This window comes from Undibacterium pigrum (assembly GCF_003201815.1).
Taxonomy (GTDB): Bacteria; Pseudomonadota; Gammaproteobacteria; order Burkholderiales; family Burkholderiaceae_D; genus Undibacterium; species Undibacterium pigrum.
The window spans coordinates 243,978-263,614 of record NZ_QJKB01000002.1; the positions used below are offsets into that span (position 1 = coordinate 243,978).

The 19,637-nt window shown below is 51.8% G+C and carries 19 protein-coding genes; 5 read left to right on the forward strand and 14 right to left on the reverse strand.

Annotated elements, in window-relative coordinates; translation table 11 throughout:
* Positions 1 to 8: 8 nt before the first annotated feature.
* From DFR42_RS08125 to DFR42_RS08145, 5 genes are all read right to left on the reverse strand, one after another.
* On the reverse strand, positions 9 to 1,175 hold the full coding sequence (locus DFR42_RS08125) for an ABC transporter substrate-binding protein (protein WP_110254486.1): 1,167 nt from the start codon (positions 1,173 to 1,175) through the stop codon (positions 9 to 11).
* A 31-nt stretch (positions 1,176 to 1,206) separates the two neighbouring features.
* Positions 1,207 to 2,445, reverse strand: coding sequence for a cytochrome P450 (locus DFR42_RS08130; protein ID WP_110254487.1), 1,239 nt, complete (start codon positions 2,443 to 2,445; stop codon positions 1,207 to 1,209).
* 78 nt (positions 2,446 to 2,523) lie between these two features.
* Positions 2,524 to 3,504, reverse strand: coding sequence for an MBL fold metallo-hydrolase (locus DFR42_RS08135; protein WP_110254488.1), 981 nt, complete (start codon positions 3,502 to 3,504; stop codon positions 2,524 to 2,526).
* Between the two features lie 145 nt (positions 3,505 to 3,649).
* The gene (locus tag DFR42_RS08140; protein ID WP_110254489.1) at positions 3,650 to 4,501 is read right to left on the reverse strand and encodes an HDOD domain-containing protein; all 852 of its coding nucleotides are present in this window, start codon (positions 4,499 to 4,501) and stop codon (positions 3,650 to 3,652) included.
* A 51-nt stretch (positions 4,502 to 4,552) separates the two neighbouring features.
* Entirely contained in the window at positions 4,553 to 6,232 is a 1,680-nt protein-coding gene (locus DFR42_RS08145; protein ID WP_110254490.1) for a methyl-accepting chemotaxis protein, read from the reverse strand.
* Between the two features lie 505 nt (positions 6,233 to 6,737).
* Between DFR42_RS08145 and DFR42_RS08150 the strand changes: the two genes are divergently transcribed.
* Complete coding sequence (locus DFR42_RS08150; RefSeq protein WP_110254491.1) at positions 6,738 to 7,463, forward strand: glycine-rich domain-containing protein; 726 nt, start codon at positions 6,738 to 6,740, stop codon at positions 7,461 to 7,463.
* Between the two features lie 16 nt (positions 7,464 to 7,479).
* Here the strand turns inward: DFR42_RS08150 and DFR42_RS08155 are convergent, their stop codons facing one another.
* Both DFR42_RS08155 and DFR42_RS08160 read right to left on the reverse strand, forming a co-directional pair.
* Complete coding sequence (locus tag DFR42_RS08155; RefSeq protein ID WP_110254492.1) at positions 7,480 to 8,097, reverse strand: PilZ domain-containing protein; 618 nt, start codon at positions 8,095 to 8,097, stop codon at positions 7,480 to 7,482.
* A gap of 121 nt (positions 8,098 to 8,218) precedes the next feature.
* Positions 8,219 to 9,247, reverse strand: a complete 1,029-nt coding sequence (locus DFR42_RS08160) for a GlxA family transcriptional regulator (protein WP_110254493.1) — start codon at positions 9,245 to 9,247, stop codon at positions 8,219 to 8,221.
* Between the two features lie 102 nt (positions 9,248 to 9,349).
* On the opposite strand from DFR42_RS08160, the gene DFR42_RS08165 reads away from it, so the two are divergent.
* Both DFR42_RS08165 and DFR42_RS08170 read left to right on the forward strand, forming a co-directional pair.
* Positions 9,350 to 9,793, forward strand: coding sequence for a PaaI family thioesterase (locus tag DFR42_RS08165; protein ID WP_110254494.1), 444 nt, complete (start codon positions 9,350 to 9,352; stop codon positions 9,791 to 9,793).
* Positions 9,793 to 10,347 carry a PaaI family thioesterase gene (locus DFR42_RS08170; protein ID WP_110254495.1) on the forward strand — a complete coding sequence of 185 codons (555 nt, stop codon included), beginning with the start codon at positions 9,793 to 9,795 and terminating at the stop codon, positions 10,345 to 10,347. Before DFR42_RS08165 ends, DFR42_RS08170 begins: the two co-directional genes overlap by 1 nt.
* A 14-nt stretch (positions 10,348 to 10,361) precedes the next feature.
* Here DFR42_RS08170 and DFR42_RS08175 read toward each other — a convergent pair whose 3' ends face one another.
* Both DFR42_RS08175 and DFR42_RS08180 read right to left on the reverse strand, forming a co-directional pair.
* Complete coding sequence (locus DFR42_RS08175; protein WP_110254496.1) at positions 10,362 to 11,165, reverse strand: arylamine N-acetyltransferase family protein; 804 nt, start codon at positions 11,163 to 11,165, stop codon at positions 10,362 to 10,364.
* Positions 11,155 to 11,670, reverse strand: coding sequence for a flavodoxin family protein (locus DFR42_RS08180; protein ID WP_110254497.1), 516 nt, complete (start codon positions 11,668 to 11,670; stop codon positions 11,155 to 11,157). The genes DFR42_RS08175 and DFR42_RS08180 overlap by 11 nt, the downstream gene beginning before the upstream one ends.
* A 191-nt stretch (positions 11,671 to 11,861) precedes the next feature.
* On the opposite strand from DFR42_RS08180, the gene DFR42_RS08185 reads away from it, so the two are divergent.
* Positions 11,862 to 12,785, forward strand: coding sequence for a LysR family transcriptional regulator (locus DFR42_RS08185; RefSeq protein ID WP_110254498.1), 924 nt, complete (start codon positions 11,862 to 11,864; stop codon positions 12,783 to 12,785).
* Here the strand turns inward: DFR42_RS08185 and DFR42_RS08190 are convergent.
* The 5 genes from DFR42_RS08190 to DFR42_RS08210 form a co-directional block, all read right to left on the reverse strand.
* The gene (locus tag DFR42_RS08190) at positions 12,782 to 14,182 is read right to left on the reverse strand and encodes an SH3 domain-containing protein (protein ID WP_110254499.1); all 1,401 of its coding nucleotides are present in this window, start codon (positions 14,180 to 14,182) and stop codon (positions 12,782 to 12,784) included. The two genes, DFR42_RS08185 and DFR42_RS08190, sit on opposite strands and share 4 nt — an antisense overlap.
* A gap of 7 nt (positions 14,183 to 14,189) precedes the next feature.
* Positions 14,190 to 14,510 (reverse strand): hypothetical protein, encoded by a 321-nt coding sequence (locus DFR42_RS08195; RefSeq protein WP_110254500.1) that lies wholly within the window; start codon positions 14,508 to 14,510, stop codon positions 14,190 to 14,192.
* 34 nt (positions 14,511 to 14,544) lie between these two features.
* Positions 14,545 to 15,012 (reverse strand): GNAT family N-acetyltransferase, encoded by a 468-nt coding sequence (locus tag DFR42_RS08200; protein ID WP_110254501.1) that lies wholly within the window; start codon positions 15,010 to 15,012, stop codon positions 14,545 to 14,547.
* Positions 15,013 to 15,165: 153 nt separating this feature from the next.
* Positions 15,166 to 16,473 carry an NCS2 family permease gene (locus tag DFR42_RS08205; RefSeq protein WP_245936913.1) on the reverse strand — a complete coding sequence of 436 codons (1,308 nt, stop codon included), beginning with the start codon at positions 16,471 to 16,473 and terminating at the stop codon, positions 15,166 to 15,168.
* Between the two features lie 189 nt (positions 16,474 to 16,662).
* Positions 16,663 to 17,571 carry a LysR family transcriptional regulator gene (locus DFR42_RS08210; RefSeq protein WP_110254503.1) on the reverse strand — a complete coding sequence of 303 codons (909 nt, stop codon included), beginning with the start codon at positions 17,569 to 17,571 and terminating at the stop codon, positions 16,663 to 16,665.
* A 271-nt stretch (positions 17,572 to 17,842) separates the two neighbouring features.
* Here DFR42_RS08210 and gcl point away from each other — a divergent pair, with 271 nt between their 5' ends.
* Positions 17,843 to 19,618 carry a glyoxylate carboligase gene (gcl, locus tag DFR42_RS08215; RefSeq protein ID WP_110254504.1) on the forward strand — a complete coding sequence of 592 codons (1,776 nt, stop codon included), beginning with the start codon at positions 17,843 to 17,845 and terminating at the stop codon, positions 19,616 to 19,618.
* The last annotated feature ends 19 nt before the right edge of the window (positions 19,619 to 19,637 follow it).

Consider the following 19,637-nt stretch of genomic DNA (forward strand, 5'->3'; position numbering starts at 1 on the left):
CCTGGTTTTTACTCCGCCTGATAAACCCACTTCCCACCCTTGATCTGCACCATGACACGGGCCCTTTGATCGAGACCCAGGTGGTCAGTTTTGCTCATATTGACTACACCATTGGTGGTAGCCAGTCCTTGTGTCGCTTCCAGGGCATCACGCAAGGCTGCGCGGAATTCTGCAGTACCGGGCGCAGCTTTCTTCAAGGCGACGGGGATGGCTTGTTGCAGCAGCAGGCCAGCGTCCCAGGCATAGGAGGCGAATGCGGCCAGGCTGCCTGCGCCGTAAGTGGTTTCAAATTTGCTGGAGAAATCCAGCGCGGCTTTTTTGACGGGGTTGTTGTCAGCCAGTTGTTTGGCGACCATGACCGGGCCGGTAGGCAGGAAGGTGCCATCGCAGTCTTTGCCGCAAACGCGCAGGAAGTCGCTGTTGGCGACGCCGTGGTTGTGGTAGATGCGGCCTTTATAGCCACGCTCTGCCAGGGTTTTGGGTGGCAGGGCGGCGGGCGTACCGGATGCACCGACGACGATGGCTTCTGGATTACTGGACATCAGTTTCAAGACCTGGCCGACCACGCTGTTATCGCTGCGGCTGAAACGTTCTGTCGCGACGACCTTGATTTTTTTCAGCTCGGCATACTTCGTCACTTCCACCAGAAAGGCTTCACCCAGGGCATCTGAGAAACCGATGAAGCCCATGGTCTTGATACCTTTCCTGCTCATGTCTTCGGCGATCGCAATCGCCATCATGGTGTCGGTCTGCGGGGTCTTGAACATCCAGGCTTTATTCGCATCCATGGGTTCTATGATGCGGTTGCTGGATGCCAGGCTGATGGTCGGGGTCTTGCCTTCACCGATGACGCCTAGCATGGCGAGGGAGTTGGGCGTAGTGGTCGAACCTATGATGGCATCGACTTTCTCTTCCGAAATCAGCTTGCGCGTATTGGTCACGGTTTGCGTGGTGTCTGAGGCATCGTCGAGGACGATATAGTCGACTTTTTTACCCGCGATTTCCTTGGGCAGCATGGCAATCGCATTTTTCTCGGGGATGCCCAGCGAGGCCGCCGGGCCTGTAGATGAAATGGTCACGCCTATCTTGATCTGTGCCTGCGCATTGAGGCTGGCGCAAAGCATGATCGTTGCTGCTGCCAGCAGGCTTTTTTTGATGTGCTTGTTTGTCTTCATTTTGTCTCCGTATTTTTTGTTGTGAGTCGTTTTATAGTTTGCAGGGTACTGATAAAAAACCGCGGAAGCGTGCGCGCCCACCTCTGACGGGTGCTGCGCTTAATTCATAATCAGGGAAGCGGGCCAGCAGGCGAGAAATCGCCACCCGGCCTTCAAGCCGTGCCAAAAACATGCCTGCGCACTGGTGTATGCCGGAGGCAAATGCCAGATGGCGGTTCGGGCTGCGGCTGATGTCGAGTTTGTCAGGATCAGGGAATTGCAAGGGGTCACGATTGGCCGCGCCTATGCACAGGCTGATGCGGCTGCCAGCGACGATATTGATATCGCCAATTTGTGTATCCACCGTCGTCATGCGGTTGCCTAACTGGTTGGAACTTTCAAAGCGCAAAAATTCTTCGATGGCGGTATTGATCATTTCTGGCTGGGCGATCAGGCGGGCTTTTTGTTCTGGCCATTCCTGCAGGGCAACCAGGCCATTGCCTATCAGGTTGGTAGTGGTTTCATGCCCGGCATTGAGCAGGAAAACACAGTTTTGCAAGAGCTCGGTTTCAGTCAGTTTTTCACCATTCGCCTCGCCTTCTATCAGGCGGGTCAGCATGTCCGTTTTCGGGTCACCAGGATGCAGGCGGCGTTGTGCCACCAGTTGTTTCAGGTAATCCAGAAATTCTGCAACACATTGATTGGCATAGGCAAAAAATTCTGGCGTAATGGCGGGTTCCAGCGCACCAAGTATGGCGAGTGACCATTCACGCAAGGGTTCGCGTTCATCATGCGGCACGGCCAGCAGATTACCGATGATTTCTACCGGTATGGCTGAGGCGAAATCGCTGATGAGATCAACCTCATTCTTGTTTTCCATCTGATCCAGCAAACCATCGACGAGTTTGATGAGGCCGGGTTCGGTATCTGCCATGGCAGCGGGTGTCAGGCCACCCATGATAAGGCGGCGCACCCTTGTGTGCAATGGCGGGTCATTGAAGACCAGGCTATTGGTGTGGTGTTCATACAGCAGGGTATCGCCGTAGCGCGGTTTGAATTCCAGTTTTTTGTCCGAGCTGAAGGTCCTTGCATCCTTATACACATGCACCAGGTCGGCATAGCGTGTCAGCAGGTAAGAGCCATCCGGCATCTTGCGCACGGGTGTCTGTTCGCGCAGGGCGTGGTAATAGGGATAGGGGTTCTGGTAAAAATCTGCGGGCAGGTGGCGCAGGTCAAAATCATCACTAATGAGCGGCACTGATGTGACGATATTCTGATACTGAGAAGACATAAAAATCCCGGCAAAGGACAGAGTTTGCACTGTGTCCGATTTGCCGGGGACTGTCAATCAGGCAGATGACAATTCAGATCATGGCAGAGGTGCGTAATTGAGTGGCGTCCAGGCATAGCCCTTGCCTTCTTTGCGCACATAACCGAGGGCAGGGAAGGCCAGGTGGGCGGCACCGACCAGATAGCCTTGCTGCGCTGCATCAGCGTAAGCTTTTTGTCTTTGCGCATAGGCTGCCTTGCTGTCGCTATCAAATTGTATGGTGACCGTAGGGTCGTCAAACTGCACTGCAGCAACGTGCATCAGGTCGCCCCACAGCATCAGGGTCTGGCCCTTGCTTTCAACTTTATAGGTGCTGTGACCAGGGGTATGGCCATGAGCTACTACCGCTCTGATACCGGGCACCAGTTCAGTATCACCTTCAAAGGCTTTCAGTTTGCCTGCCTGCACATAGGGCTTCAGTATGGCGATGGCCTTTTCAAAACTGCCTTTGGCGTCCGCTTTGGCTTTGTCCAGGTTGGCCTGGCTTAACCAGTAATCGGTGTCATGCTGGTCTATACGTATGGTAGCGTTAGGAAATACAGCTTTGTCACCATCGACCAGGCCACCGATGTGGTCCGTGTGCATGTGAGTGATGTAGATCTCATCAACTTGTTCAGGCAGGTAACCGGAAGCTTTCAGGTTGGCCTGCAGCTTGCCTGTCGTTGGGCCAAAGAATGCACCAGCACCACTATCGATCAAAATGAGCTTGCTGCCGGTATTGATGAGGAAGGCATTGAATGAAGTGACTACCGGAGTCTGCTGATGGTATTTGGCGAGCGCCTTGCCAACTTTTTCTGGCGTGGTATTGGTCAGCAGTTTGTCGACAGGCAGGGGTACGGTGCCATCAGACAAGGCAGTGACTTCAAAATCACCCAGCATGGTGCGGTAAAAGCCGGGTGCGCTGGTTTTTACCATCGGTGCGGCAGCGTGAGCGCTGATGGCGGGAATGCCAAACACGGCGATGCCAGCGAGGATGGACGAACTGAACAGGCCGGAACGGAGCAAACTTTTCAATTGCATGGTTTTTCCTTTGAAGATGGCAGGGACGCAGCAGACTGGCAACTTTAGCCTGACAGTTTGCTGTGATGGGCGAAAATTGTAAATGCGACAGCTATTATGCCGAATTTCTGCCTGCTTCGTTGGGAGCCGCTTGTTCGCGTCAGTATTAGCTGATCAGGGAGGCAGTCAGGGCATCGACTTCTTCAGCTGACTCAGACAGGATGGAAAGCAGGGTGCCTTCCCCAACCGCAAAATCAATTTCTGATGCTGACTGGCGTATGCTTTCTGGCGAGCGTGGGTCAAGCGGCGAAGGCACTGCTGCCAGTTCATTGGCTAGCAACAGGGTGTCACCCAGGGTTTCTGGCGGCATGACGCGCATACCATACCACAGGGCTTCTACGGCTGATACCACGCGTTTGGGCACCAGCAATTTATTCAGGACTGCACGGCCTATGAAGGTTTCATCGGTTTCTGCCAGGGTATCTGGTGTTGCCGGGGCAGGATCAACTTCCAGCAGGGCCGGGAATTCCTGGGCGCGTGATAACAGGTAAAAGCCACCAACTTCATGCACGATACCGGCAAACAACGCAGTCTCAGCATCCACCTTGCTGACCTTACGGGCAATCAGATGTGCCAGTGCGGCAACATAGGCAGAATGACGCCACAGCGCTTCCATTTTGCTGCGTATGGCAGTGTCAGAGACAGCGGCACTGAGCTGACGCATGACAACAGCAGCAGTGACTGATCGTAAGGTATTGAAACCCAGTATAGTGATGGCAGTACGGATATTGGTGACGCCACCGCCAAAGCGGTTGTAGGCAACAGAATTGGCAATGGCTACCACGCGGGCAGACATCAGGGGTTCCGTCATGACCAGTTTTGCGGCAGTTTCTATGCCGCAATCGGGGTCGTCGAGTGCCTGTTGTATTTTCAGCGAGGCATTCACATTGGTCGGAAATACCAGGTCGCCCTTGCTGGCTTGCGCAACGATACTCTTTAATGCTTCCGACTTGTTCATAATGTGTTTGTTGGAGCAGACCTGACGCAGGAAATCTGCCCCACAAGCCCGCTAATTTTTATTGAAACCTAATGCCCTCACCAGTTTACCAGCAGTTGCCATGATCAAGGAGGGTTCTTCATCAGTATAGTCGTTGCGTACCGGTGTCGCTTGTACTTGCTGTACCCGTCTTACCGTATTTGCAGAATTATCCAGTTTGAAAGCCGAGACAGCTCTGGCCAGGTTATTGGCCTGCTCTTCCATACTCTCGGCTGCTGCTGCTGCCTCTTCTACCAGTGCGGCATTTTGTTGTGTCATTTCATCCATCTGATTGATGGCACGGTTGACTTCTTCTATGCCTGAACTTTGTTCCTGGCCAGCCGCCGTGATCTCTGCCATGATCTGCGCTACATGTTTGACCGAGCTGACGATTTCAGTCATGGTCTTGCCCGCCGCATCGACCAGCTTGCCACCAGCATCGACTTTTTCAACCGAGTCACCGATCAGAGTCTTGATTTCCTTGGCGGCACTGGCACTGCGCTGGGCCAGGTTACGCACCTCGGATGCCACGACAGCAAAGCCGCGCCCCTGTTCACCGGCACGGGCCGCTTCCACTGCCGCATTCAGCGCCAGGATATTGGTCTGGAAGGCAATACCGTCGATGACGCTGATGATGTCGACAATCTTGCGTGAGCTTTCCTTGATGGAGTTCATGGTATGCACGACCTTGCCCACTTCTTCACCACCCTTGATGGCAAAGTTGGATGCAGAAGTAACCAGGCCATTGGCCTGTCTGGCATTATCGGCATTGTGTCTGACAGTGGCGGTAATTTCTTCCATGGAGCTGGCGGTTTCTTCCAGCGCACCAGCCTGGTTTTCAGTACGGGAAGAAAGGTCAGAGTTACCCGTAGAGATTTCTACTGCGGCAATCGCAATGGCGTCAGTACCCTGCCTGACTTCACTGACGATATTGTGCAGGTTGTCACTCATTTCCTTGAGTGCATTCAGCAGCTCACTGATTTCATCCGTGCCGTCAGAGGCTTCGCGGAAAGTAAGCTCACCCGCAGCAACGCGCTTGGCAATCGAGACGGCATCCCGCAAAGGTGTGGTGATGCTGCGTGTCAGGAAGATGGAAAATCCCGCACCAAATAACAGTATGACTGCACCAATGGCGAACAGTGTCATGGTCAGTTGCTTGCCCTTGCTTTCGGCAATGGCAGACAATTCAGAGGCTGATTTGTTTTGGATATCCACCAGTTTATTGATTTCAAGCAAGGCTTTTTGTTGCAGTGGGTCAACCTGGGTGGCAATGAGTTTGACCGCTTCTTCACCATTAAAGGCCAGCAGCATTTTCATGGCTTCTTTGATGGGCACGTCAATTTGCTTGTCGAATTCAGAAACGCTGTCGACTATTTTCTTTTCTTCATCGCTGAGACCCAGGGCAACGAGTTTTTCGCGGGCTTCGGCAAAACGGGCTTGCTGTTTTTTGGAAATGGTTTTTTGTTTGTCGATTTCACCAATATCGCTTTGCAGGCCGATATTGCGTATGGCAATGCCACCTTCCAGCATGCTGCTTTTCATGGTGGCAGCAAGTTCACTTTTGCTGTGGGAAAGCTCCAGTCCGGCAACCATGTCCTTGCGGTTGCTGGCGCTGAAAATACTATCGATGACCAGTATGAGTACCAGCGTAGCGAGTATTACACCAAAGCCCACGGCGAGTCGGGTTCCTATGCGCAAGTGACGCAAATTCATAGTGAATCTCCCAGAAAGAAATACGGTAATACGAGGTCGTGCTTACTTAACATCTTTAATCTGGCGGGCTTGCTGCCTGAAAATCTATTACTCCATTACATGCAAGCTACATGCCAGCCTGAGCTATCACACAATAATTTGCTGGCACTGTTCAGACAAGCATTTGCATGATGAAAAGATTTCAGATAAGCCTCTTGGAAAAACTTTTGTATAAAACAAACATAGCAGAGTCTTAGGAAGAGAAAATCTGGTATCTCAGACCCAGCCTGAAATAAGCTACGGTGTGTTTTTGTTTCGCAGGGCCTATGCAAAACTGCTACGGCGGCGTGCAGCTCATGGCGATACGAATGTTCATTCACCACTGTTGCCTTGCCGGAACATTTGTGTCAGTCCTGGCAGTTAACTAAATCCACTTTGTTTCCATACTATGCCAAAATTGCTTTGGCGCAAAGCATGCATGGCGCAAGTTTTTGTTAAATTCTATTGATCGAGAGCAAGAATACTTATGTCCATCTTACTTAGCATCCTTGTCCTGGTACTGGCTGTCAGTCTGCTGGTGGTCTGGATACGGTGGAGGCGTGCTGCGCAGGCTGACTATATACGTAGTTACATGTTTCCACCCGGACTGTTGGAAAGGCTACACAAACAGCGCCCTGATCTGGCATTAAAAGATCAGCAACTGGTCGCACGGGCCCTGCGCCAGTTTTTCCTGGTCTACCTGAAATCCGGTTTCAAGCATATTTCCATGCCTTCCCAGGTTGTCGATGACTTGTGGCATGAATTTATACTCTATACAAAAAACTACGAACAATTCTGTACAAAAGCCTTTGGCCGTTACATGCACCATACCCCGGCAGCTGTATTGGGAGCCAGCCAGCGCAGCAACGAGGGTCTGCGCCGTACCTGGTGGTTTGCCTGTCTGGAAGAAAATATCAATCCACGCCGGGCCACCCGCCTGCCCCTGTTATTTGCCCTGGATGCAAAATGGAATATCGCTGACGGTTTCCGTTATGAACCCAATTGCAGTGCCTTGCGCAGCAACGGTGATGGCACGGTGTATTGCGGCGGCGACTTTTATGGCGCAGGCAGTAGCGATACTTCTTATGACTTTGGTGATGGCCAGCACACTGGTGGCAGCAGTATTGATAGCAATGGCGGCAGTGACAGCGGTGGGGATAGTTCGGGTTGTAGCGGCGGCTGTGGCGGAGGTTGCGGCGGTGGCGGGGATTAAACCAGATTAATCCAGCTCAGGCATTACCAGGTCTCAGCGCTGCATTACTGCTTTCCAGCCTGTCCATCAGGATTTTCTTTTCACCATCGCGGAAATTCAAAAATTCCAGACCGATGCGGAAAGCATATTGTGAGAGTATGGTGTACACCATCCTGCTCTCGACTTCGATTTTTTGTACCGGCGCACCTATATGCAAAGGTGGTAGCGACATAATGAGCTTCACCCTGCCATTGAAAAACACATTGTAGTCACAAAACATGCTGAGGCCATTTTCAGAAATGTCATTGACCCTGCCGTAATAACTGTTTTGTTGATCCAGGCCTTGATGTATCAGGGCGATTTCCCATTTCACCAGATAACGCGTATGTGAACGCAGTAACTGCGTTTTGACGACATTGAACTTGGCCAGCGTATCGGCAATCGCCGGGTTTTGCGACTGGGACAAGTCTTGCACGACGATGACATCACCCAGATCCGGATTGCCTGATAGCGAGTTAAAGCCTGGTGCCGCGGCTGTAGCTGGAACAGCCGCCTGTTCCGCTACCGTGGGCTGATCAGCAGGCGTAGCGGGAACTGCTGGCGCGACAGGATCGGTGCCATAAGAAACTTTTCTTTTTCCGGGTACTTTGTGCATGGCACCATTATATAGATAAAGCCGGACATAATTTCCACAAAGAAATTACAATAAATTTTTGATATGCTTTGTGTATATTATATTAATTTACACTGAGAGGCATAGTATTGAATAGATCTGCTTACACTGTGCTGACAGCCCGTTTTGCCGGTCTGAATTGTTCACGGTAGCTGGCTGGTGACAAGCCAGAATGTCGTTTGAACAGGCGGCGGAAAGAGCTGGGGTCGCTATAGCCTGTGCGTTCTGCCACTTGTTCCAGCGTCAGCGTGGTGGTTTCCAGCAAGCGCTTGGCAATGTCCATCTTGACTTGCTGTGCATAGGTGGCTGGCGTGGTTTCCAGGGTCTGGTGAAAATGCCGTATCACGGTACGCTCACTGACTGCCAGATGCTCGGCCAGAGCAGGCAGACGGAAAGGCAGGTGGTGATTCAGGCTCAGCCATTTTTGCGCACGCTGTACCAGAACATTTTCATGCTGGTGAGTGTCTTGCTGGGTCAGGCTCAGCATTTGCATATAGGGCATTTGCGAAGTGCGGTTGGCATCGATCAGCAAAGTCTTGGCGACACCACTGGCAATATCGTGGCCGCCAAAGCGCTCCACCAGATGATAGGCAAGATTCAGGAAGCTGGTAGCGGCACCGCTGGTCAGGATATTTTCATATTCATCCAGCACTTCAGACAAACGCAGGCTGACTTCAGGATAACGGGTCTTGAATGCTCTCTCCAGCCACCAGGTAGTGGTCGCATGGCCGCCATCCAGCAAACCGGCTTCCGCCAGCAAGAAGGTGGCGCTGCAATTGGCTGCCAGCACACAGCCCTGTGCATGTCTGGCGCGCAATATGGGGAATAGTTCACGCATGGCATGCATGCTGCTGGTCAGGCCGGTAATGCCGTTTTCCATATACAGGCCAGGCAATAAAATGATATCCGCCTTGCTGTCGGCCTGTATGCAGGCATCGGCACCGAGGCTGACTCTGGCGGGCGTCATGACAGGCTTGCCATCGATGGAATGGGTGCTCCAGGTGAACAGGGGATCTACTTCATCGACGTTCTTGAGTGACCAGATGGCATTGGCGACCGCAAACACATCCAGCGGGCCAGTGACCGCAGATGCCATGCATTGAGGGTAGAGCCAGACTTCGATATGTGCCATTTGTCGCAATCTGCATTAAAAGAGTCAATACTGACACTGTCCGTCTTTTCCTGCAATATCTAGAATACAGAACGGATATTAATAGCGACACAGGAAACAATCATGACGACAGCAGATACAGACAACAGTGCAGCAGAGCAGGCACAGCGCCTCAACCAGTTTGGTGCCAAATTCCTGCCCGGCCATCTGGGCATCAATATCCTCAGTGTGGAAAAAGGCAAGGTCACGGCAGAGTTGCCAGTACAGCCACATTTGCTGGCCCCCAATGGCTACCTGCATGCTGGCAGCGTCGTCACCCTGGCAGATACTGCCTGCGGCTATGGCTGCGTCGCCAGCCTGCCTGAAGGCGCACAAAGCTTTACCACCATTGAATTGAAGTCCAACCACCTGGGCACCGCCCGCGAAGGCACCATCAGCGTGATTGCCACTGCTGTCCATCTGGGCCGTACGACCCAGGTCTGGGATGCCATCGTCAGTTATCAGGGCAAGACCATTGCCCTGTTCCGCTGTACCCAAATGATCTTATTTCCAAAGAAGGAAGCATGATGACAGATGCAAAGATTGACCCAAAGATTGACCCAACTGCAGTCCTGAAACAATGGCAGGAACAGGAAGCCGCAGTCCGCGCCCGCATGGCAGAACCTGGTGTGCTGGGCCTGGACCAGTTGAAAGCCGTCAGCGGTATTGATTTCCTGCGCGGCATTCTGGAAGGGAAATATCCGGTTGCCCATATAGGCAAGACCCTGGACTTCATCCCGGTAGAGGGCGAGGCTGGCCGCATCGTCTTCCAGGGGACGCCGGGTTTGCAGCATTACAATCCACTGGGCAGTGTACATGGCGGTTATTTCTGCACACTGCTGGATTCAGCGGTGGGTTGTGCTGTGCAATCCATGCTGCCTGCAGGTGTCGGTTATACCACGCTGGAAATCAAGGTCAATCTGATACGCGCCATGAACAGCAAGACCGGGCCAGTACGCGCCGAGGGCAAGGTGATACAGGTGGGCAAGCAGGTAGGCACGGCAGAAGGTCGTATCGTCGATGCGGCAGGCAAGGTATATGCGCATGCCACGACGACCTGCCTGATATTTCCTCTGCCTTGAGCCGGACGCCCAGTTCAGTGATGGCGTGCCAGTAATTTGCTGATATCGGTATCCACGGGCAAGTGCATGGCAAAATGTTCCAATAGCAAGGCGCGGTATTCATCTGCATTGTGAATGCTATGCACATGCCGTCCTTGCTCATCGGTGATGATGCATTTATTGTTGGATATGCTGATGCGACCCTTGGCTGTGGCAATCGAGCATATCGACTTTTGCGTAAAATGCGATGCCGGTGAAGTCTGCTGATATTCACACATTTCAAAAAAATCGCTGATAGGATGAGCCCTCGCACTGAAGCGGTATTGTGCATGCCCGACACTATCATCCCTGGTCTGCATGAGCACATAATGCTGCTCATCATCCACTGCCAGGTAATAGCGCAAGCCCAGTTCAAGCACGCCCTCACCGCCTAATCGCAGCGGTGTACGAAAGCAATCGCCAAAGCCCACGTCGGCCAGATAGTCTTGTCCATCCACGCTTACCAGCAAAAGCATGTGATCAAAGTCTGGCCCGTAGTCCTTGCCATTATGCACGCAGGCAGACAAGCGGCTGACGCCAAAACCCAGTGTTTCCAGCAAGAGCGCAAAGGCCTGGTTCAGTTCATAACAAAAACCACCACGGCCCTGTCGCAATAGTTTATCCAGCAAGGCATCGGTCGATAAATCCAGTTTCTTGCCGAGACTGATATCGAGGTTTTCAAAAGCAATGCGCTGCAAATGTGCCTGGTGCAAGGCGGTCAGCGTTTGCAGATCAGCCCGCCGCGGTCCCTGATATGTCAGCCTGTGCAGATAGGCGTCGACTTGTGTTTCATTCAGCATGCAGGCTCTCCGTAAATCGTTCTATGGCAAGCAGATGTTGGTCATGGACAAAGTCCTTTTCACAGCTTGCATACAACATGCCCTGGTAAGCCATGCCCAGATAAGCAAACGTCAGTTGAAAGACTTGTTCAAAGCAGGCGGCGGGTATGGCATCACAACCCGTGCCCAGCAGAGCTGCTTTCTTGCTGCGTAATTGCCGTCCCAGGTCTTTTTCAACTTTCAGCAAATCAGAAATCCTGTCCATGAAAGTCTTCATGATAGCGCTGGGTGCATACCAGTACATAGGGGTTGCCAGTATGATGCGGTCAAAGCTGAGCACCTGCTTCATCAGCGTCAAGAAATCATCATCGCGGTTCCTGAATTCATAATCGAAAGGCGCGATCTGGTATTGATTCAGGTCGATGATGCTGGCCTTGAGTTTGCTGGCAATGGCGATAGCCAGTTCAGCAGTATTGCCTGTGCTTCTGGAGCTACCAACGATAATCACAGTACTGGTTTCAGACATGGTTGCGAAATGTGCTAAACAGGAAAGAGACCTGAATATACTCTGCTATGAAATTTCTTGCAGAGCGCGGGCCGCATATTTTCTTGAAAAGTACATGCCTGTTGTCAAAGTCAGCGATGCATTACAATCAGTCCAGATAGCAGACTTTTGCAACTACCTGACCGGCACACTGGATAACCTCTGGAACAAATATGTCCAAGCTTGCATTCGACCCTACCCAGACCGACTGGAACCTGATACGCAGCTTTGTTGCGGTCGTCGAGCAGGGGTCACTGACCCGCGCAGCCGAGGCCATGGGACTGAGCCAGCCTACCCTGTCACGCCAGATCGCCGAACTGGAAAGCAGTATAGGCGCCGCCTTGTTTGAAAGAGTAGCACGTGGCCTTAAGCTGACACCTACGGGCGAAAATCTGGTAGAACCCGCCAGGGTCATGATGACAGCGGCGCGCTCACTGGGTATGGCTGCTGCCACACAAAATAATGACATGCAAGGTACGGTCAGGATCACAGCCAGTGAAATGGTATCGGGTTTTGTCTTGCCCGCCCTGTTGCGCCAGCTGGCGCAACAGCATCCGGAAATCCAGATAGAACTGGTCGCCAGCAACCAGATCAGTAACTTGCTGGAACGCGAAGCCGACATCGCCATACGCATGATCAGGCCTGCCCAGTCAGCCCTGATTGCCCGTCATCTGACGGACTGGCCCATAGGCATTTATGCGCATAAAGATTATCTGGCGGGTTTGCCCATACTGTCAGAACATGAGCAAAACAACCCGCTGGCCATGATGCAAAGATATCGCTGGCTGGGACTGGATCAGTCTGACCAATATATCTCAGGCTTCCGCGCAGCTGGCATACAGATAGACCGCAGCTTTTTCGACTTTCGCTGTGATAACTATCTGGTCAACTGGCAAACCATACAACAAGGCCTGGGTGTCGGTGTGGTCATGCGCTGGCTGGCAGAGCGAAATCCAGATCTGGAACGGGTATTGGTAGAACAGGAATTACCATCTCTGCCAGTATGGCTGACCACGCATCGGGAACTTAATTCCAGTAAACGTGTCCGGACGGTATTTGATTTTCTGGCAGAAGGTTTATTGCAGCACAGGTTTTAGCAACCACAGATCAGGTACTGGTCAATATCGAATAAATACCAGCGCCCCCCTGCATTGACGAATATCATTCTGTAAGCGGGTTGATGGACGGCACTGGCTAGCATGATGCCGCGGTGCCAGGCCTCAGCAATCACAAAATCGGCAACGCCATCATTGTCAAGGTCTATGCTGGTGATGCTGGCCTGAGAAAAATGCTCATGCGTATTCGATTTTGCCTTGCTATCGTATTGGAGTTTGACTGGCGCTTGTGTCGTCACTTTCGCCTGACCCTGCAATGTGGGTAATTGGCCAGGGGTATAAAAATACAAGAGCGCTTCCTCTTTTGTTCTGGCATGTAAACTTTCCAGTCTCCTTTGCGCCAGGCTCTTTACAGGTTCAGGCTGATCTTCAGATTCTATAAAACGAAAACCCTGTTTACAGTTATCCACACCCAGGCTGTATTTTAAATCTGAGTTTTTTGATTTGACGCGGCCATCCAGCATGAGCAGGTTTTTGATCACCGGTTTTTGCAGGAATACATCGGTCTTGCCCAGGTCCCACCAACCTATGACGTAATTACCTGCCGGTTCGTATTCATTCCAATACGGTCCGCTGACTGGTTTGATCGCATACGGCATCTGATATTGCCTGGAGATTTCTTCAGGACCCGCAGAAGGCCTGCCCAGTTCATCCAGTGATTTGAAATACGAAGGTGCTGCTGCAGGTAAATCCAGTTGCCGCAACATGACCAGCACGCCAGGATAAAACAGGGATGAATGCAAACTGGCAGTCGCCTCTGCAACCTTTGGGCTGGGTAATTCCTCAGACTTTGCCAGCTTCAGTAATTCTTCCCATGGAGAGGGAGGCTGGAAATAAGGTGAAGCTGGTTCGATGATACCGGCCATCATGCGCTGCTTCATGGCTTCAAATTCAGGGATAGGGTAGCGCTTGAGCGCTGGCCGTTTCTCCCATACAAAATTACTGTCTACCGTTTCCAGCGCTTTTTGCTGTGGACTGAGCATGGTTTCCTGGAAGTAGGAGCCAGCATCTTGCAGTCGCTTTAAACTGGGTCCTATCCAGAAGCTGCGCGCCGGAAAATAATTGGTGCTATCGCCAGTCCGGTTATTACTATCGACAAAGTTTTCCACTCGCAAAGCTTTGTCACCCAATAAATTGCAGGCAATAAAACCATGTTGCCCTTCACCCCAGGTGATGGCGCAGAATTTCGCGCTGGACGCAGCAGCATCCATTTGCACCTGCGTATTTGCCACCAGATGCGTCAATACCTCAGCATTCGCTTCTGGTTTTGCACGCACATTGACCCAGGAGCCATGCACCCAGCGTGCCTCACTGGCATACCCATTGTCACAGAGCAGACCAGCGGCAAGTAATAAAAATGGAGTCAGCGATTTTTTCATTGTCACTTCAGGTCAGGGATTGCGCATACTCAAGCGCAGCCTGTGCCAGGACAGGGAATTTCTTACCGTGCGTTGCGCTCAGAGCCACCCATTCTTTCATCGGTCGGCCTTTGCCTGAGGGGTCCCACAAGACGGCATCCTCCAGTGCAATCGCCTTTGCATGTTCATCGCCTGTCAATTTGAATACCACCGTCTCTTTATGCAGGGCGACAAAGGCTTTGCCATTGATTTTAAGACATGCCTTGCCAAACATCTGGCCAGGTTCTGCTGAGGCTGTCGCTGTCAGCTTTTTGGTCAGTTTGTCATATTCGGTCTGTGCATCGCTCATGTTTCACCTCATCGCATAATCTGTTCATGCTAACTCAACTGATAGTAAAAACATAGGAGCGGTTCGCCCCTGATTCAGGCGCGGGATCAGGGGCTGGCATCCAGCCCAGAGACTCATAAAGACGGATCGCGCTGTGCATGCTGTCCCAGGTGTCGAGATGCAGGGTTTTGAGCCCCCTTAGTTTCGCTTCAGACATCAAGGCCATCAACAAACTGCGCCCTATGCCCTTGCCACGATAGCGGTGATCAACATGAAAGCCAAACACTTTTGCTTCTTGCGCATTTACCGTTTCAAACGCTTCCAGGGCGATGCAGCCACACACCTGTTGATCCAATTCGGCAACTAGTTCGATGAGATTTTTACTTGCAGGTAAGCCTGCTGAACCTATGGCTGCATCCAGACCATCAAACTCAACCACGAGTTTGAAGCTGGCAAGTGATGCCTGCACCAGCTTGCGTATCTGCTGATTATCAGCTTCACCCGCACTTCTTACGACTAACATGAATACTCCATCTGACTAATTTAGTTCTGATGCGCTTGTCACAATATGAGGGAGTATGCAGCAAATATTATTTGGCTCATAAAAAATATCACAAAAAAAGACAGCGCAGTTTCCTGCGCTGTCTTTAGCTGTAGCTTCGTTTATATACTTGCTTCAACCTGCACCCAGATAAATAAACTTGAACAGGAATACCCCGGCAATCAGCCAGACGATGACCTTGACTTCTTTGGCACGTCCGCTCAACAATTTCAGGACTGCAAATGCAATAAAGCCAAATGCGACACCTGTTGCAATTGAATAGGTGAAAGGCATCAACAAAGCGGTGATGGCGGCAGGCACGCTTTCTGTGGTGTCTGTCCAATCGATTTCAACCAGTTCACGCAACATCAGGCAAGACACATAGAACAGGGCAGGAGCAGTAGCACAGAATGGAACCACGCTAGCCAGCGGCGCAATAAACAAACAGGCCAGGAACAGCAGACCGACAGCCACGGCTGTCAAACCTGTACGGCCTCCGGCTTCCACACCGGCCGCGCTTTCTATGTAAGCTGTCGTGCTGGAAGTGCCCAAAAAAGAACCTGCAACGATGGCCGTACTGTCAGCCAGCAGTGCCTTGTTCAGTCTTTCCATTTTACCGTTGACCAGCAAACCGGCACGGCTGGCAACGCCCATCAAAGTACCTGTTGCATCAAACAATTCCACCAGAAAAAATACCAGTACCACATTCAGGATACCGACGGAAAGTGCCCCCATGATATCCAGCTTGAACAGGGTAGGATCGAGCGAAGGCGGCATGGACACGACACCGTGGAAGGTATTACCGGCAAAGAAAAAACTCAATACCGTCACACTCAGTATGCCGATCAGGATGGAGCCTTTGATACGGTAGCGGTCCAGCGCCACGATGAGGAAGAAACCCAATATTGCCAAAATAGGCTGTGGCTTATGCAAGTCACCAATACCCACCATGGTCGCTGGATTGGCAACCACTATGCCTGAATTCTTCAGTGCGATCAGACCCAGGAACAAGCCTATACCTACCGTGATGGCAGTGCGTATGGAACGCGGTATACCATTGACGATCATCTCGCGTAATTTGAAGACACTGACGGCGACAAACAGACAGCCGGAAATAAACACCGCACCCAGCGCTGCTTCCCAGGGTATGCCCATGCCCTTGACGACGGCATAAGTGAAATAGGCATTCAGACCCATGCCCGGTGCCAGCGCCATGGGGTAGTTGGCATACAGGCCCATGATCATGGTACCGATTGCGGCAGCCACACAGGTGGCGACAAACACCGCATCCTTGGGCATGCCAGCATCGCCAAGGATAGAGGGGTTGACGAAAATGATATACGCCATGGTCAGGAAAGTCGTCAGACCTGCCAGTAATTCTGTACGTACATCGGTACCGTTTTCTCTTAACTTGAAAAATCTGTCGAGAAAGGAAAGCTGCACAGGGCTGTGACTGACAGGCCTGTTGCTATCTTGTGCAGCCGGAATTTGCTCGGAAGTTAACACGTTTGTCTCCTTGATTATGGATAATCCAATTTTTGTTTGTGAAAAGACGATAGCGCAATTATTTCCATATCAAGGCTAAGGAATTTCTATAGATGCTATTTGAATTTGAATATGTGCCCGGCCCCATCAATTTTTCAACCAGTAATCTGGCTGTGCGTAGATTGCTTTCAAAGCATCAATAAAAAACCTGGTTTTCACAGGCAAATGTCGTTGTTGCGGGTATACGGCGACGATGTCGTATTGTGGCAAGGCATAATCATCCAGCACGGTAATCAATTCACCAGAAATCAATTGTGCCTGTATTTCCCACGAAGAGCGCCAGGCCAGGCCCAGGTCTTCGCAAGCCCAGCGGTGTAGCAATTCACCATCATTGCAATCCAGATTGCCAGCCACCTTGATAGTCACCGGCTTGCCGTTTTGCTGGAAATACCAGCCGCGCTGTTGTCCGCCCTGCAAGTTGAAGGCAAGGCAATTGTGCTGGGCCAGGTCTTCCAGCGTGCGCGGTATGCCATGTCGCTCAAAATAGGCTGGCGTACCACAAACCACACGGCGGTTGCTGGCCAGCTTCACTGCAACGAAATTGGGATCGATATTGCCCCCTATGCGTATACCCAGGTCATAACCCTCACGTATCAGGTCGATCACCCTGTCAGTCAGGTTGAAAGAAATCTGCACGGCTGGATTGGCCCTAACGAATTGCGGTGCATGCGGTGCCACATGCTTGCGCCCGAAGGCAGCAGGGGCGGAGACGATGAGATGGCCGGTAGCCTTGTGTCGTCCCTCTGATACCAGTTGATCCGCATAACCAAGGTCAGCCAGCAATTTGCGGCAATGATCGAGATAGACCGTGCCCTGCTCTGTCAGCGTCAGATGGCGGGTGCTGCGGTGCATGAGCTTCACGCCCAGGCGTTTTTCCAGCGCATCAATGCGGCGACCCAGCATGACCGGGGTGATGTTCTGGCCCAGCGCGGCACGTGCCAGGCTGCCTTTTTCAACGACATCGACGAAGGCTTCGATTTGGGTGAGTTTGTCCATGGTTTATCCATGTGAATTTGACATGAAAACCTCTCACCACAGAGGAAGGAAAGACTTCTTGCAAGAAGTCTTCGTTTCGCAAGCGAGTGGCATGCCACTCGAATTCCTTGCTACACCACTGAGGCACAGAGAAATCTTGAAAGCTTCATTATTCCATACTTTTTGTATCGAATAAGACGAGAATTTGTCTTCTTATCAGTAGCCTATTTTGCCTTTAGCATGTGTTTCAAGATCTGCATACACACGACTAATAGCAAAACTGGAGAGCAAAATGGCAAAGATGACGGCGGCGCAAGCGGCGGCTTATGTGTTGGAAAAAGAAGGTGTGCATCAGGCGTTTGGGGTGCCGGGTGCAGCGATCAACCCGTTTTATGCTGCGTTAAAGAAGCAAGGCACCATCAAACACATACTGGCACGCCATGTTGAGGGTGCTTCACACATGGCTGAAGGCTATACCCGCGCCCAGGCTGGCAACATTGGCGTCTGTATAGGTACCTCCGGCCCAGCGGGTACGGACATGATTACCGGTCTGTATTCTGCCCAGGCAGATTCCATACCCATACTCTGTATTACTGGCCAGGCACCCAGGGCAAGGTTGTACAAGGAAGACTTTCAGGCTGTGGATATAGAATCCATTGCCAAGCCTGTCACCAAGTGGGCGGTAACGGTGCGTGAACCTGCTCTGGTGCCCATGGTATTCCAGCAAGCTTTTCACATCATGCGTTCTGGCCGCCCTGGCCCGGTATTGATTGATTTGCCATTTGATGTGCAGATGGCCGAGATAGAATTTGACCCGGACACTTATCAGCCGCTGGAAGTGTATAAACCCAAGGCCACCCGCGCCCAGATAGAAAAAGCTCTGGACATGCTGAACCAGGCTGAACGCCCTTTGATTACCGCAGGTGGTGGCATCGTCAATGCCAATGCCTCAGCCTTGCTGGTGGAATTTGCCGAGCTGACTGGCGTACCTGTCATACCCACCCTGATGGCCTGGGGTGCAATAGCAGATGACCACCCTTTGATGGCAGGCATGGTCGGTTTGCAAACAAGCCACCGCTATGGCAATGCCACCATGCTGGCATCTGACTTTGCGCTGGGTATAGGCAATCGCTGGGCGAATCGTCACACTGGTTCCATTGACGTGTTTACCAAGGACAGGAAATTTGTCCACATTGATATAGAACCCACGCAAATTGGCCGTGTGTTTGGCTCTGACTTTGGCATCGTCTCTGATGCTGGTGCGGCATTAAAACTTTTCATAGAAGTTGCCAAAGAATGGAAAGCTGCAGGCAAACTCAAGGACCGCTCTGCCTGGGTAGCTGATTGCCAGCAACGTAAACGCACGATGTTACGCCGCACGCATTTTGACAATGTGCCGGTGAAACCGCAACGCGTGTATGAAGAAATGAACAAGGCCTTTGGCCGCGACACCTGTTATGTCAGCACCATAGGTCTGTCGCAAATCGCCGCTGCGCAATTCCTGCATGTGTATTACCCGCGTCACTGGATCAATTGTGGCCAGGCTGGCCCTCTGGGCTGGACCATACCTGCAGCACTCGGTGTCTGCGCTGCTGATCCGCAGAGGCAAGTGGTCGCCATCTCTGGCGATTATGATTTCCAGTTCATGATAGAAGAACTGGCCGTCGGCGCGCAATTCAAGCTGCCTTACCTGCATGTGGTCGTCAATAATTCTTACCTTGGTTTGATACGCCAGTCGCAGCGTGGTTTTGACATGGATTATTGCGTGCAACTGGCGTTTGAAAACATCAATGCGCCAGAGCTGAATGGCTATGGCGTCGATCACATCGCGGTAGTCGAAGGCCTGGGTTGCAAGGCAATCCGTGTGACTGAGCCTAGTGCCATTGCCGATGCCTTTGCCCAGGCCCAGCGCTGGATGCAAGAGTTCCGCGTGCCAGTTGTCGTTGAAATCATACTGGAACGCGTGACCAATATCGCCATGGGCACCGAGATCAGCAATATCAATGAATTTGAAGAGCTGGCGACAGAAGATGGTCATGCCCCAACAGCCATCGCTTTACTCGATTAATCAACGGACGAAAAATTTA

What these genes read in the sequence shown, in the direction of transcription:
- DFR42_RS08125 (WP_110254486.1), bottom strand. Translation starts at nt 1,175, where the DNA reads ATGAAGACAAACAAGCACATCAAAAAAAGCCTGCTGGCAGCAGCAACG.
- DFR42_RS08130 (WP_110254487.1), bottom strand. Translation starts at nt 2,445, where the DNA reads ATGTCTTCTCAGTATCAGAATATCGTCACATCAGTGCCGCTCATTAGT.
- DFR42_RS08135 (WP_110254488.1), bottom strand. Translation starts at nt 3,504, where the DNA reads ATGCAATTGAAAAGTTTGCTCCGTTCCGGCCTGTTCAGTTCGTCCATC.
- DFR42_RS08140 (WP_110254489.1), bottom strand. Translation starts at nt 4,501, where the DNA reads ATGAACAAGTCGGAAGCATTAAAGAGTATCGTTGCGCAAGCCAGCAAG.
- DFR42_RS08145 (WP_110254490.1), bottom strand. Translation starts at nt 6,232, where the DNA reads ATGAATTTGCGTCACTTGCGCATAGGAACCCGACTCGCCGTGGGCTTT.
- DFR42_RS08150 (WP_110254491.1), top strand. Translation starts at nt 6,738, where the DNA reads ATGTCCATCTTACTTAGCATCCTTGTCCTGGTACTGGCTGTCAGTCTG.
- DFR42_RS08155 (WP_110254492.1), bottom strand. Translation starts at nt 8,097, where the DNA reads ATGCACAAAGTACCCGGAAAAAGAAAAGTTTCTTATGGCACCGATCCT.
- DFR42_RS08160 (WP_110254493.1), bottom strand. Translation starts at nt 9,247, where the DNA reads ATGGCACATATCGAAGTCTGGCTCTACCCTCAATGCATGGCATCTGCG.
- DFR42_RS08165 (WP_110254494.1), top strand. Translation starts at nt 9,350, where the DNA reads ATGACGACAGCAGATACAGACAACAGTGCAGCAGAGCAGGCACAGCGC.
- DFR42_RS08170 (WP_110254495.1), top strand. Translation starts at nt 9,793, where the DNA reads ATGACAGATGCAAAGATTGACCCAAAGATTGACCCAACTGCAGTCCTG.
- DFR42_RS08175 (WP_110254496.1), bottom strand. Translation starts at nt 11,165, where the DNA reads ATGCTGAATGAAACACAAGTCGACGCCTATCTGCACAGGCTGACATAT.
- DFR42_RS08180 (WP_110254497.1), bottom strand. Translation starts at nt 11,670, where the DNA reads ATGTCTGAAACCAGTACTGTGATTATCGTTGGTAGCTCCAGAAGCACA.
- DFR42_RS08185 (WP_110254498.1), top strand. Translation starts at nt 11,862, where the DNA reads ATGTCCAAGCTTGCATTCGACCCTACCCAGACCGACTGGAACCTGATA.
- DFR42_RS08190 (WP_110254499.1), bottom strand. Translation starts at nt 14,182, where the DNA reads ATGAAAAAATCGCTGACTCCATTTTTATTACTTGCCGCTGGTCTGCTC.
- DFR42_RS08195 (WP_110254500.1), bottom strand. Translation starts at nt 14,510, where the DNA reads ATGAGCGATGCACAGACCGAATATGACAAACTGACCAAAAAGCTGACA.
- DFR42_RS08200 (WP_110254501.1), bottom strand. Translation starts at nt 15,012, where the DNA reads ATGTTAGTCGTAAGAAGTGCGGGTGAAGCTGATAATCAGCAGATACGC.
- DFR42_RS08210 (WP_110254503.1), bottom strand. Translation starts at nt 17,571, where the DNA reads ATGGACAAACTCACCCAAATCGAAGCCTTCGTCGATGTCGTTGAAAAA.
- gcl (WP_110254504.1), top strand. Translation starts at nt 17,843, where the DNA reads ATGGCAAAGATGACGGCGGCGCAAGCGGCGGCTTATGTGTTGGAAAAA.